Raw genomic sequence first — 13,340 nt, forward strand, 5'->3', positions numbered from 1 at the left:
CCGGGTGTTTTATCCGCACACTAACCATCGGGAGTGACGCCAACATGGCAAAAAAATGACGAAAAAAAGACAGCGCAGCGCGGTCTGTTTTACCGCGCGGCAAGGGGGTTAAATCGGGGAGAAAATTACTCCTCCAGCTGTAGGGAAGGCAGCTGGGAGAAAACGCTCAACAGCCCACTGCTCCACAGCTGGCGGATCTGCGAGAAGTAAGGGTGCTTCTCGGTAATATGATACTGCTGCGCGGTGCTGAAGCTGTCCGCCGGGTAGATCATCACGTCCAGCGGCAAGCCAACCGAGATATTACTCGCCAGAGTAGAATCCATGGAAATCAGCGCGCACTGCATCGCCTGATCCAACGGCGTATCGTAGCGCAGTACGCGGTCGATAATCGGCTTGCCGTATTTGCTTTCGCCAATCTGGAAATAAGGCGTATCGGTACTGGCTTCAATAAAGTTGCCCTGCGGGTAGATCTGGAACAGCCGGGGCTCTTCACCTTTGATCTGCCCGCCGAGCAGCAGCGTGCCGCCAAACTCTTCACCATCGCGCTTGATCACCGACCGCAGCGTTTCGCCCACCAGCAGCGCCACGTCGTACATATTGCTACAGCTCATCAGGTTCGGTTTTTTACCGTCTTCACAGCCCCGGCGCAGCAGGCTTAACGCGCTCTGCGTGGTGGCAAGGTTGCCGGCACTTTGCAGCACCAGCGTCCGCTCATCATCCTGTTGAAATACATGGAGCTTACGGAAAGAGGAGATATGATCCACACCCGCATTGGTACGGGAGTCGGAAACGAAAATCATCCCTGACGATAAGCGCATTGCCACACAATAGGTCATAGTTTTCCCGATTAAAGATTACTGCTGCGAATTCACCTGCTGCACTACGGCGACCGCCTGCATGTCCTCACTGCCGCCGCCGAGGCGCATACCGCGCACCGGGCAGGCATCCAGATAGTCCACGCCAACGGCCAGCTTCAGGTGCTGACGGATGCTGCGGGTGTTATTGGTAATATCAAAGCTGTGCCAGCTGTCGTCGATCCACGCTTCCACCCAGGCATGGGTTGCCACGTGTTTAACATTGTCAGTATACAGATAGCCGCTGACGTAGCGTGCGGGAATCTGCAAACTGCGACAGCAGGCAAGAAATACGTGGCTGTGATCCTGGCAAACGCCACTGCCGGCGGCAAAGACTTTCGCCGCGCAGTCGGTCACCCGGGTGCTGCCCGGCTGCCAGGGCATTTTCAGTAGCAGTTCGCCCATCAGCCGCTCCAGACTCTCCAGCGGCGCTTCAGGGCGGTAATAGCGGCGGGCAAAGTCGCGGATGGCCTCATCCGGCAGGGTCAGCGCGCTTTGACGCAGAAACACCAGCGGCGACAGCGCGTTGGCCCCATCGGCAGCAAACTCGCCGCCGTCGATAATTTCCACCACGCCACGGGCTTCAATTTCAATCGCCTGATGCGGTGTATCCAGCGTCAGCACGTGCAGTACGTTGCCCCAGGCATCGGTCGTGCAGACCGCCTCGCCCGGCAGCCGCAGCTCCCAGGAAATAATCCGCTGGTGGGCGGAATCCTGCGGCGTCAGGCGCAGGTACTGGGTGCTCTGCGTCACCCGGTCCTGATAGCTGAAACAGGTTTTATGTTCGATGGTAAGCTGCATTATTTCGCCTCCAGATAGGTATGATGAATGCTGTCGGACAGCGTTGCCAGTTCGCCCAGAAAGGCGCTCAGCCAGGCGTGCAGCCCGCGATCGAGTACCGATTCTTTGCTGCTGAAGCGCAGCTGCGCGTGCAGCACGCTGATCAGATAGCGCGGACGATCCTCGCCGCTGCTGCCGATTTGTTCGAGCAGCCCGGCGATATCCTCTACGCAGGATCGCAGCGATCGTGGGCTTTCCTCGCGCAGGATGAGCATTTCGTTTACGCCCTCCGCCGCCAGCTGCTGCTTGTAGATGCTGTGATAGGCTTCGCGGGCCGAAACCGAACGCAGCAGCGTATCCAGCCGGTAGTATTCCCGCACCGTGTCGTCGTCGGCATCCGAGAGGTATTGATAAGCATCCAGCAGGCGTGCTGTACAGTCGGCGCGCTCCAGCAGCGTGCCGAGGCGGATAAAGTTCATCGCATCGCCGCGCATTAGCGTGCCGAACATCGCCCCGCGAAACAGATGGCAGCGCTCTTTTACCCAGTCAAAGAACGCATCCGCCCCGCCGCTGCCGACGCCGCGCCGCCGGATTTTGCGCAGCTCGATCCAGCTGGAGTTGATGCTTTCCCACACTTCCGAAGAGAGGCTGCCGCGCACCGCGTGGGCGTTGTTCCACGCCGCCTGCCAGCAGTTGAAAATGCTGGACGGGTTACGGTCGTCGAGGGCAAAAAAGCTGAACAGCTGCGGCATCGCCAGCGCGTCGCTGACCGACCAGTAAAGTTCGCTGGTGTTGGTGAGGTTCAGCGGTACGCGCAGCTCGTTGTTATGGCTGCCGCGCACCGGCATCAGCGACAGACGATTGGTGACGTCGAGTACCCGGGCAATATTTTCCGCGCGCTCCAGATAGCGCGCCATCCAGTAGAGGCCAGTAGCCGTGCGACTCAGCATGCGTCATCCTCCAGAATCCAGGTGTCCTTGGTGCCGCCGCCCTGTGAAGAGTTGACCACCAGCGAGCCTTCGGTCAGCGCCACGCGGGTCAGGCCACCTGGCACCAGGCGGATCTCCGCGCCGCTGAGAGCAAACGGCCGCAGATCGATATGGCGCGGTGCCAGCCCCTGTTCGACAAAGGTTGGGCAGGTAGAGAGCGCCAGCGTGTGCTGGGCAATGTAGTTCTGCGGCCGCGCTTTCAGCAGCGCGCGGAAATCGTCCAACTGCTGGCGGCTGGCCACCGGGCCGATCAGCATGCCGTAGCCGCCAGCACCGTGAACTTCTTTCACCACCAGTTTTTCCAGGTTCGCCAGCACCCAGGAGAGGTCCTCCGGTCGGCGGCACTGCCAGGTCGGCACGTTGTTGAGGATCGGATCTTCATCCAGGTAGAAACGCACCATATCCGGCACGTAGGGGTAGATGGATTTATCATCGGCGACGCCGGTGCCGATGGCGTTAGCCAGCACCACATTGCCGCTGCGGTAAACCGACAGCAGGCCGGGAACGCCCAGCATCGAATCCGGGCGGAAAGCCAGGGGATCGAGGAAAGCATCGTCGACGCGGCGGTAGATCACATCCACCTTGCACGGTCCGGCGGTGGTACGCATCAGTACCGCCCCATCTTTCACAAACAGATCGGCGCTTTCCACCAGCTCTACACCCATCTGCTGCGCGAGGAAGCTGTGTTCGAAATAGGCGCTGTTGAAACGCCCGGGCGTGAGTACCACCACCACCGGGTCGTTGACCGGCGAGCTTTCGCGCAGGGTTTGCAGCAGAAGTGAAGGATAGCGCTCAACCGGCGCGATGCGCTGATCGGCAAACAGTTCCGGATAGAGCCGCATCATCATTTTGCGGTTTTCCAGCATGTAGGACACCCCGGACGGGGTACGCAGGTTATCCTCCAATACGTAGTATTCGCCGTCGCCGTTGCGGACCATATCCACCCCGGTGATGTGCGCATAGATATTGCGGTGCAGGTTAATTCCCTGCATGCAGGGCTGATACTGCTCGTTAACCAGGACCTGTTCGGGAGGGATAATGCCGGATTTCAGGATATGCTGATCGTGGTAGATGTCGTGCAGGAAGGCATTCAGCGCCTGGACGCGCTGGCGAATGCCTTTGTCGAGCATCGCCCACTCCGCAGCGGGTATAATACGCGGCACGCTGTCGAACGGAATCAGCCGCTCCGCGCCGCCGTCTTCGCCATAAACATTGAAGGTAATTCCCACGCGGTGAAAGAGCAGTTCCGCTTCTTCGCGCTTACGCGCAATCGCCTGCTGGTCAGCCTGCTGTAGCCACTGCCAGTATTCCCGATAGTGTTGACGATAGTGTCCATCGCTCAGCAACATTTCATCATAAAAGTGCGACGCTAATTCATAGCTTTGATTCATGATTTCCCTACCGCTGTCTGTGAACCCACATTCAAAGCTGCACAAAGCGTGCCAGTATCCTGATGGAGGCAGGCACCCCGCGAAGCGTATGAGCGCAGCACCAGGTGCAAACGGCCGATTTGTTAGCAGAATGCCTGAAAATGAAGCGTGCACTTTCTTTCGCACCAGAACGGTGCGCGATCACAAAAAAGAAGGGTAAGTTGCGCTAACTGGCCGCCAGCCGTCATAATATTCAGTGACAAACTTCTGCCTAACGGTACCTATGACTCCGTCTCTTATCATTCATCACTGGCTGATTGACCATGCCTCCGGCTCGCTGATCCATCAGGTCACCGGGGAACAGCGTCGTCTTGGCGAGTATCAGCTTAAACTGCTACAGGTTCTGGCCGAGCATGCGGGTGAAACGCTGACGCGTGAGGAGCTGACTAACCTGGTGTGGGAACGGCGGGTAATCGGCAATAACAGCCTGCCGAACGCCATCCATGCTCTGCGCCTGGCGCTGGAGGATGACGGCAAGCAGCAGCGAATTATTAAAACCGTGCCGAAGAAGGGCTATATTCTCGAAGCGGAGTTCTGCCAGTTTATTACTCTGGCGGATATCCTGCCGCAGCCCGCCGAGGCATCTGTCCGCGAAGAGGCTCTGACTGAGGGCGAAACGGACGCGAATGCCAGTCCCGAAGCGGTCGCTCAGATCCACGCGGAGCCGGTTATCCCGGCAATCCTTCCCGTTCCCGCCCCTGTCGCGGAAGCCCGCTTCTGGCGCTGGCTGGTGCTGGGCCAGGTCATCATACTGGCCGCCCTTTTAGTGGTTGTCGCCCGCAACTATTTCACCGCCTCGCCGACGCAGCTACAGGAAAAGAATTCGGTCGCCTACAGCAATATCCGCCTGGTGGAAGTCCGCCGCGGCTGGGACGGTTCATCCGCCTCCGATGATTTGAATAAGCAGCTGGGGCCGGTGCTGTTTTCACTGAATCAGTATCTGAAAAATCGCCAGGTCAATATGGAGGTGTTTTTCTTTACCTCCGGCACCGCGCTGAACTACACCATGACCTTCATTAACCGCTGCAATCGCAGGCAGCTGGCGATGAACATTATCAACTGGCGAACGGATGGCGCGCAGCTGAGCGCGCTGATCTATCGTGAAGGAGAGAGAAAAATTAATGAAATGGAGAACTGTGTCGATAAGTCTGCTGGCGATAATGCTGCTGCTGGTGCTGACGGCAGCGCTGCTAAAGCTGCTGCCGCTCGGCAATAAGGATCTGTTCAGCCGCGATTTTACCGGCTCAAGCCTGCAGCTGGGCTATTACGATCTGCTGGCGCGCCAGCGGGAAATTTATGACACCCGTTTTATTATCCAGGATAAAACGGCGATCATGACGCTGACGAGCCCGAACGATAACCGCTTTTTAGCGAAGGTCAGTCTGGAGCAGAAGCGCACCAGCGCCCACAGCGTGGCGTTTAACTATCATCAGATTTACTACGCCGACAGCGGTTCGGCGCGAATGATTAAAAATATTCTCGGCTACGCGCAGAACAACGGCGTGCGTTTCGAAACGCTGGAATTCGGCGATGAGCAGCTGCTGATCACCCCGTCAGGCCAGATTTTCAACTACCACTAGACGCCCGGCGCTCACTGTTCGCTGAACCTTGAGCGCCAGTTTGCCAGCGTTTTCGGCATACGGGTTTTATCTTTCTCGGTCGTGGCATAGTGCAGCTGAATGCCCTTGTTATTTTTCCCCGGCTCCACGCGCAACGCCCAGATTTTCCCGTCAGGTGTGTACATAATCATCGCCGATTGACGATTGGCCATGCCTTTCACCCACAGCGTTAACACCGTTGCGCCCAGGCTGTCCTCATCCGCGCTGTACACAAAGCTGGTCGCGGTCGCCAGATACTGCTGATAGTCATCGCCCACCAGCTCGCGGAAGCGATCGTCGAGGGCTTTGTTAGGAAATATCCCCAGGGTCAATAGCGTGGCGGGTGGGCGGGGATCGCTGGCGGCTTTAACGTACACACCGTCAATCGCCATCTCCCCCGGCAGCAGCATATCGCAGCTGCCGCCGTTATCACTGCTAACCTCCAGTTTACCGTCGGCACGCGGCACCAGAACGATCGCGCAGTGGCCACCCCAGGCAATTTCATTGGTGAAGCCAACGCCGTAGTCATCATTGACGCTCCCGCTCAGCACCGAGCTGTAGACGCCGCCCCAGACGGTCGCATCCATCTTAAAACCCCAGTCGGCAGCCCCATGGATCAGGATTTTTCCACCGTTGCCGTGAGTGGAGGTGGTATTCCACCACACGCCCTGCCAGTCGAACGAGGCCGGGACGCCGTACAGCTGACCAATACCGTTCAGATAGGCACGCTGCAGGCAGGCATCGCTGGCGCAGGCGTCGCGGGAGCGGGTCCAGCTGTTGACAATACTTTCCACCCGCTGCGGGTTTTCTACCACCACATCGCGGAATGAATCGGTGAACAGGCGGTCCAGCCACGTCAGCTCTTTACTGTCGCAAATGGTGTTCTCGACCACGGTTGAGGCACGTCCGCAGTCCAGCGCCTGGGCCGATGACATCCCCAGCAGGAGCAGCAGAATAATCAGTAAAAAGCGAGAGTGGTTAACCATGATGCCTGTCCATTGAGTCTGTTATCGGCCCTTCCGGGGGAATGGGTAAAATTTTACACTGCGCTATGCAAGGTCGCTACAAACTCCCTTCTGCTGACAACTGTTATAGCTTAATAGCCCTAAACTGTGTCTGCTGTTGCAGCGAAAACTGTGATTTACTTTCACTCTGCCCGGACTCTTTGAACAGAGGTGAAAAAATGGAAGAAGTTAAACAGATACTGCTGCGCGAGATCGATACGCTCAATCGCGAGGAGCAGCGCGATAATAAGCCGCGTTTCAGCTTTAAATTCCTGAAAACCCATCCGGGCCTTTGGGCTTCTATGTATGGCTGCTATGTGCTGACCGTGGCGCTGATCTTTACTACCGATTTTCTCGGCTGGCCCGCGTTTTGGGGAGCCACGCTGTTCGTTCTGCTGATGAGCGGGCTGATGCTGATGGATATCAACCCCAAGTACCGCTTTGAAGATATTGATACGCTTGATCTTCGCGTGTGCTACAACGGCGAATGGTACTACATCCGCACCCTGTCACCGGAAGCGGTGAACGATATTCTCGGCAGCGAAAAGGTGCCGGATAACGTCAAGCAGGGCATCAACAAGCTGCTGTCGCTGAAAGGCGAAGTCGACTTTTATGACGTGTTCCATCTGACCTGGGGTCAGAAAAACGCCGCCACTATCTGATGCCTGCCGCTGGCGATCGGTTCATCCTTCAGGGCCGATCGCCGCTATAACAGTTCGCCTATCAACGCCCCCAGTTTCGCCACCGCGGCTTCCTGAGTCTCATCCCACCACGCGGTATTAAAGCGAAAATAGTTCGCGTACTGCTCGCTGGAAGAGAACATTTTCCCTGGCGCGATACTGATCTTCTGCTCCAGCGCACGGTAGTACAGTTCGGTGGTATTGACCTGTTTTGGCAGCTCAATCCACAGGAAATACCCGCCGCGCGACTCGTTGATTTTTGCCCCAACCGGCAAATGCCGCTTTAGCGATTGCAGCGCCAGATTCTTGCGCTGTTCGAGTACCTGCCGCAGCCGCCGCAGATGGCGGTCATAGCTGCGGGTGCCCAGATAGGTCGCCAGCGCCTGCTGCATCGGCGCACTGGTAGACAGCGTGCTCATCAGCTGCATACGCTGAATGCGCTGGGCGTGTTTACCGCCCGCCACCCAGCCCACGCGAAAACCCGCCACCAGATTTTTAGAAAACGACGAGCAGTGCAGCACGTTATCGTCACGATCGAAGGCCTTGGCAGGCAGCGGCTTCTCATTGCCGAAATAGAGCTCGCTGTAAACATCATCCTCGATCAGCGTGACGTTATGCTGCGCCAGCAGCGCCACCAGCTGCTGCTTTTTTTCCCGGCTCAGCGTGCAGCCGACCGGGTTTTGCTGATTGCTCATCATCCACATCGCTTTGATCGGCCAGCTTTCCAGCGCCCGGCTCAGCTCATCGAGGTCGATGCCGGTTTGCGGGTCGGTGGCAATCGCCACCGCTTTCAGCTTCAGCCGCTCAATCGCTTGCAGCGCGCCGTAGAACGACGGATTTTCAATCGCCACCCAGTCGCCCGGCTCGGTCACCGCCTGTAAGCTGAGGTTGAGCGCTTCCATCGCGCCGTTGGTGATAACAATCTCGTCCGGCGAGACCTGTACCCCCTGCAGGGCATAGCGCTGGGCAAGAGTTTTGCGCAGCGCTTCGTTACCCGGCGGCAGGTTATGCAGGGCATCCACCGGCTTCATGCTGTGGGATACGGTGGTCAGCGCTCGCATCAGCTGGCGCTGGGGAAACAGTTCCGGGTCGGGGAAAGCCGAGCCAAAGGGGACAATGTGCGGATCGCGGCAGGCCTGCAGGACGTCAAAAATAAACGCATTGATATCCACCGACTCGGCCAGTTGCAGCTTTTGATGGCTGACCGGCTGGCTGAGAAATTCGGCGCGGGGCGCAACATAGTAGCCCGACTGCGGGCGTGAGATAATCCATCCCTGGCTTTCCAGCACCTGATAGGCGTGCATCACCGTCATCAGGCTGACGCCGCTCAGGCTGACCTGCTCCCTCAGCGAGGGCAGTTTTTCACCGGGCAGCCAGATTTCCGTTTCAATTTGCTGGCGGATTTGGGCCACCAGCTGTTCATATTTTGCCACGACTGTTACAGGCCATTGTCATCAAAAAGTGAACTATTATAGGTCAGCCGTTGAGCACAGTACAATCACCCGGCATCAACGGGCTTTGACTGTACCGGCGTATTCTCCGCAACCTCTTCTGGCTTATCACCGGTGAAGAAGTCAGCCAGCTCGGGCACCTTATCGGCCGCCAGAGGCCTACCCAACAGATAGCCTTGCAGGGTATTGCAGCCGAGGCTGGTCAGGAACTGCTGCTGTTCCGGCGTTTCCACCCCTTCCGCCACCACCTTCAGGTTCAGGGTTTGCGCCAGCGCCACAATGGCAGAAACAATGGTGGCATCTTCGGTCTGTTCCTGCAGCTCTTTCACAAAGGCGCGGTCGATTTTCAGCTCGCTGGCCGGAAGCCGCTTAAGGTAAAGCAGGCTGGAGTAGCCAGTGCCGAAATCATCAATCGATGCCTTCACACCCAGCTCGGTCAGTTGGGTGAGAATGCGTATACTTTCATCCGGATCGCGCATCGCCGTGGTTTCCGTCACCTCCAGCGTCAGCAGTTCCGCCGGGATCTGATGGGTCGACAGCGCTTTAATCACCGTTTCTACCAGTCCGGGTTGTTCGAACTGTAGCGCCGAAAGGTTAACCGCCACCGACCAGCGGGTGTTGCCCTGTAAGTGCCAGACGCGAAGCTGTCGGCAGGCTTCATTGATCACCCAGTTACCGATGCTGATAATCAGCCCGGTTTTTTCCGCCAGCGGCAGGAAAACATCCGGCGTCAACAGCCCGCGCTGCGGGTGCTGCCAGCGCAGCAGCGCCTCAAAGCCGACGATCGGGCCGTCCGGCGCACGGAATTTTGGCTGATAGAATAGGCGCAGCTCGCCGTTGTCCTGCGCCATCCACAGATCGTTAATCAGCTGGCGCTGGTTCTGCGCGATGATATTCATAGAAGGCTGGAAGAAGCTGAAGCCGTTACGCCCCTTGTTCTTGGTGTAATACATCGCCGCATCGGCGTTAAACATCAGTTCCCGCTCATCAACTCCGTCCCCCGGGAAGACGGCGACGCCGATACTGAGCGATACCTGCAGCTCGTAGCGGGAAATATCGAACGGCTGCTCGATGCTTTTCACCAGCGCTCCGGCCACAACAGCCGCATCGTTGGGGTCTTCAATCTCCATCAGCAGCACAAATTCATCGCCACCCAGACGCGCCAGCGTGTGGTGCCCCAGCAGCAGCGATTTCATTCGTTCGGTAACGGCGATCAGCAGGCTGTCGCCGATATGGTGGCCGAAGGCATCGTTAACGCCCTTGAAGCCGTCCAGATCCATAAACATCAGGGCAAACTTCGAGTTTTCCCGCGTGGCTTTGTTGATCGCCTGATCGAGCCGGTCTTCCAGCAGAATGCGGTTAGGCAGGCGCGTGAGGTTATCGTGCAGCGCCAGCTGGGCCAGCTCGCGGTTGGCTTCCGCCAGTGAGGTTGCCAGCAGCGAAGTCCGCGCCTGCAAGCGGGCATCCAGCATGGATATCAGCAGGGTAATGCCAAGGATAGACAGCGTGACCACCACCACCAGCACCGCCAGCCAGTTGCTGTTGACCCCCATGTGCGTCGCGTGGCTGTCCATCGGGAAGCTGGCTGCTGCCATACCGGTGTAGTGCATTCCGGCAATCGCAATACCCATAATCAGCGATGCACCGCTGCGCATCAGGGTTAAATGGCTGGTCCCCTGGCGAAGATGGAAGGCCAGCCACAGCGCGGCTCCGGAAGCCACCAGCGCGATCAGCACCGACAGCGCAACCCAGCCCCAGTGCCAGACGATGCCCGGCTGTACCATCAGCGCCGCCATGCCGGTGTAGTGCATCGCGACTACGCCGCTGCCCATGATCACCGCACCTACACTCAGCCGATACCAGGGCAGTTCACCGTAGCAAACCGTCCACAGCGCGAAGATCGATGCCGCAACGGCAATCACCATCGACACGATAGTCAGCGTGGCGTCATAGCTCATCACCATCGGCAGGCTCATCGCCAGCATACCGATAAAATGCATTGACCAGATGCCAATGCCCATAGCGAATCCACCGCCGAACAGCCAGAGCCGGGCGGCTTTACCACTGGCGGTCGCAACCCGCCCGGCCATGTCCAGTGCGGTATAAGAGGCAAGGAATGCGACGATAAACGAGATGATAACCAGCAGCTGGTTGTAGGAACTCATTAACATGTGACGATCTCGGGAGCAGTGTGTCAGGGCATGAATCTCCCCGTCTCAGCTGAACTGACCCGAATCGATTTGGGAGCCAGCCGCCGCTACGGGATGAAAATAATTAAAGAGGCTGATTTAACCATTCAGAATATCCCTATAATTTATAAAGTTTATTAATCTTCCTCTCCATCAGAGTGAAAATAGCATCACCTCAAAATTTCGCCTAGCTCGGCCTAAGATTATTCTTGAAAATGTTTGCTTTCCATCGTGCCGGAAGGGGAACTTTCATTGGTGAATTTCATCGCCATAATTTAATTTTTTTTTCTTGCTGGTGCTTCACAGCGGGAAATCCGCTGCCTATAGTTAATTCAAATAATTTAACCTGTTAAGACAGGTAACATAATATGACCGAAGTACACTTCAGTCATAATTTGGTTATTTTTCCATTGTCCTTGCTGCGTTTAGCGTTGCTGGCGCGGTATTTCATCAGGCGAAAAAGTTCTTTACTCACTCTAATCATTAAGGAATGGTTATGAAAATAAAGCTTTTTCTGCTGGGCTGTGGTCTGACTATGGGTGTGGCCACCTCGGGGATTGCTGCAACCACCGGGACCATCGCTGCAACACTCACCTTAACCGCTGGCTGTCTGGTCAACGGACAACCGGCCACTACCGGTGCCAACTTCGGTACCCTTAACTTCGGTAGTCAGGTCGCCACCTTCGGTGCGCTGCAGGCTGCGGTCACCGGATCGCAGGGGGCGGGTATTTTCGTCCGCTGCACCGCCGGAGAAAACTACAATCTGCAAATCACCGGCAGTCTCAATACTGCACCAGCCACCGTATTCGGCACCGCCCCGGCAACCGGTGCGCGCTACCTGATCCGCTCTACCGACGCAACGCGCGGGGTGGCCTATGGCCTTTACCCTTCCGCAGCGTCAACCGCCCCAATTGTTGATAACACCATCGTCAGCCCACTGGGAACGGCCGATGCAACCTACGGCGATAACTACACCATCTACGGGAAAATCGCAGGCGGTAACAGCACCCTCGTCCCTATCGGGACTTATGTTGACACCATCAACGTAGCAGTAAACTACTGATAATTGGGAAAAAAATGGTGCCGGATCGCATCAATTTATTTTCGTACTGCTGGCACTTACTCACCCCGCTGCTGCTCATCAGCGGCAGCGGGTGGTCAATGCCAACTCCCGTCGCCGTAGAGGTAAAAGCCAGTATCGTTAACGGCTGCGTGGTTTCCGGCACCAACCCAAGTGCAATAGGGACGTTAAATTTCGGTACGCTACCCGGTATCAATTCTGCCGCGACGACGGCCAGTGCCGTCTTTGCCAACAATACCACCATCACCCTGGCCTGTACGCCGGGCACCACGCTGACGATGAGTATTGACGGCGGCGTTAACTACGCCAACAGCAGTCGCAATATGAAGATTGCGAATAATACCAATCTGGTGTCTTACGCTCTGTACACCAATGCCGCGCATACCACGGCCATCCCGCTAAATACGGCTCTGAACGTCACTTATAGCAGTGCTAACAATATTGTCCTGCCAATTTATGGCCTGGCGCAGATCCCCAGAGTTAACCGGGCCGGCACCTACACCGATACGCTGACGGTAACGCTAAATTGGTGATTTATTTCGAAGAAAGGAACCGCTTATTATGAAATGCTCGCGCATCACCGGATTCGGCTTTCTACTTTTAGCCTCTTTAACAGCATCTAACAGCTGGGCGGCAAACTCGGTGCTTCTGTGGCCGATCGACCCGAAAATTGCGAGCGATGAAAAAGCCACCGAGCTGTGGATGGAAAACCGCGGAGACAGCACCACGTTAATGCAGGTGCGCGTATTTCTCTGGCAGCAGCAGGACGGCCAGGATCGGTATCAAACCCAGCAGCAGGTGCTGGCCAGCCCGCCGATGGTGCGGATTGAACCCGGAAAAAAACAGCTGATTCGCCTGGTGAAGCAAACGCCGGTCCCCGCCGGTGAAGAAACGGCGTTTCGCATTCTGATTGACGAGATCCCGTCGCCGCAGACGCAGCCCTCAACGCAAAATCAGGCCGGACTGAACTTCCAGATGCGCTATACCGTGCCGCTGTTCGTTTACGGTAACGGCGCCAGCGCCACCAGCAGCAAGCCGCAGCTGGCATGGCAACTGGTCACTAAGAATGGCCACCAGGCGCTTGAGGTAACCAACAGCGGTAGCGGGCACGCTCGCCTGAGCCACGTCTCGCTCGGCGGGCGCAGCGTTTCCGACAGCCTACTCGGTTACGTTTTACCGCATTCGAGCAATACTTTTCCCCTCAGTTTTTCGGCAGCGGCAAATGCCGAACTGAGTGCGCAATTGAGTGATAAAACCGTCTGGCGCGGCCGCAGTTCCCGCTAA

The 13,340-nt window shown here is 57.0% G+C and carries 13 protein-coding genes; 6 read left to right on the forward strand and 7 right to left on the reverse strand.

Going from position 1 to position 13,340, the window contains the following annotated elements:
* Positions 1-125: 125 nt before the first annotated feature.
* Genes IBT47_RS09110 through IBT47_RS09125 form a run of 4 tightly spaced genes read right to left on the reverse strand, consistent with a single transcriptional unit; the run spans position 126 to position 4,014 of the window.
* Positions 126-836: a proteasome-type protease gene (locus IBT47_RS09110; RefSeq protein ID WP_200560185.1), complete on the reverse strand. Its 711-nt coding sequence runs from the start codon at positions 834-836 to the stop codon at positions 126-128.
* A gap of 18 nt (positions 837-854) precedes the next feature.
* Positions 855-1,655, reverse strand: coding sequence for a transglutaminase family protein (locus IBT47_RS09115; protein ID WP_200560186.1), 801 nt, complete (start codon positions 1,653-1,655; stop codon positions 855-857).
* Positions 1,655-2,584, reverse strand: a complete 930-nt coding sequence (locus tag IBT47_RS09120; protein ID WP_200560187.1) for an alpha-E domain-containing protein — start codon at positions 2,582-2,584, stop codon at positions 1,655-1,657. Before IBT47_RS09120 ends, IBT47_RS09115 begins: the two co-directional genes overlap by 1 nt.
* The gene (locus IBT47_RS09125; protein WP_105592490.1) at positions 2,578-4,014 is read right to left on the reverse strand and encodes a circularly permuted type 2 ATP-grasp protein; all 1,437 of its coding nucleotides are present in this window, start codon (positions 4,012-4,014) and stop codon (positions 2,578-2,580) included. The genes IBT47_RS09120 and IBT47_RS09125 overlap by 7 nt, the downstream gene beginning before the upstream one ends.
* A gap of 262 nt (positions 4,015-4,276) precedes the next feature.
* On the opposite strand from IBT47_RS09125, the gene IBT47_RS09130 reads away from it, so the two are divergent.
* Positions 4,277-5,269, forward strand: a complete 993-nt coding sequence (locus tag IBT47_RS09130) for a transcriptional regulator (RefSeq protein WP_200560188.1) — start codon at positions 4,277-4,279, stop codon at positions 5,267-5,269.
* On the forward strand, positions 5,190-5,633 hold the full coding sequence (locus tag IBT47_RS09135; RefSeq protein ID WP_370569459.1) for a hypothetical protein: 444 nt from the start codon (positions 5,190-5,192) through the stop codon (positions 5,631-5,633). The genes IBT47_RS09130 and IBT47_RS09135 overlap by 80 nt, the downstream gene beginning before the upstream one ends.
* An 11-nt stretch (positions 5,634-5,644) precedes the next feature.
* Here the strand turns inward: IBT47_RS09135 and IBT47_RS09140 are convergent, their stop codons facing one another.
* A complete protein-coding gene (locus tag IBT47_RS09140; RefSeq protein ID WP_200546227.1) occupies positions 5,645-6,637 on the reverse strand; it encodes a lysozyme inhibitor LprI family protein in 993 nt (330 codons plus the stop codon).
* Positions 6,638-6,834: 197 nt separating this feature from the next.
* On the opposite strand from IBT47_RS09140, the gene IBT47_RS09145 reads away from it, so the two are divergent.
* Positions 6,835-7,317, forward strand: a complete 483-nt coding sequence (locus IBT47_RS09145) for a YlaC family protein (RefSeq protein WP_200546226.1) — start codon at positions 6,835-6,837, stop codon at positions 7,315-7,317.
* Positions 7,318-7,361: 44 nt separating this feature from the next.
* Here IBT47_RS09145 and IBT47_RS09150 read toward each other — a convergent pair whose 3' ends face one another.
* Together IBT47_RS09150 and IBT47_RS09155 are read right to left on the reverse strand one after the other, a co-directional pair.
* Positions 7,362-8,768, reverse strand: coding sequence for a PLP-dependent aminotransferase family protein (locus IBT47_RS09150; RefSeq protein WP_200560189.1), 1,407 nt, complete (start codon positions 8,766-8,768; stop codon positions 7,362-7,364).
* Positions 8,769-8,833: 65 nt separating this feature from the next.
* Positions 8,834-10,957, reverse strand: a complete 2,124-nt coding sequence (locus tag IBT47_RS09155; protein WP_200560190.1) for a bifunctional diguanylate cyclase/phosphodiesterase — start codon at positions 10,955-10,957, stop codon at positions 8,834-8,836.
* Positions 10,958-11,471: 514 nt separating this feature from the next.
* On the opposite strand from IBT47_RS09155, the gene IBT47_RS09160 reads away from it, so the two are divergent.
* The 3 genes from IBT47_RS09160 to IBT47_RS09170 are packed head-to-tail and all read left to right on the forward strand — an operon-like array spanning position 11,472 to position 13,340.
* Positions 11,472-12,038, forward strand: a complete 567-nt coding sequence (locus tag IBT47_RS09160; RefSeq protein WP_200560191.1) for a spore coat protein U domain-containing protein — start codon at positions 11,472-11,474, stop codon at positions 12,036-12,038.
* 14 nt (positions 12,039-12,052) lie between these two features.
* Positions 12,053-12,589, forward strand: a complete 537-nt coding sequence (locus tag IBT47_RS09165; RefSeq protein ID WP_200560192.1) for a spore coat U domain-containing protein — start codon at positions 12,053-12,055, stop codon at positions 12,587-12,589.
* A gap of 25 nt (positions 12,590-12,614) precedes the next feature.
* On the forward strand, positions 12,615-13,340 hold the full coding sequence (locus tag IBT47_RS09170) for a molecular chaperone (RefSeq protein ID WP_370569877.1): 726 nt from the start codon (positions 12,615-12,617) through the stop codon (positions 13,338-13,340).

The sequence above is a fragment of the Erwinia sp. S43 genome (assembly GCF_016624745.1).
In the GTDB taxonomy this organism is placed as follows: Bacteria; Pseudomonadota; Gammaproteobacteria; order Enterobacterales; family Enterobacteriaceae; genus Erwinia; species Erwinia coffeiphila.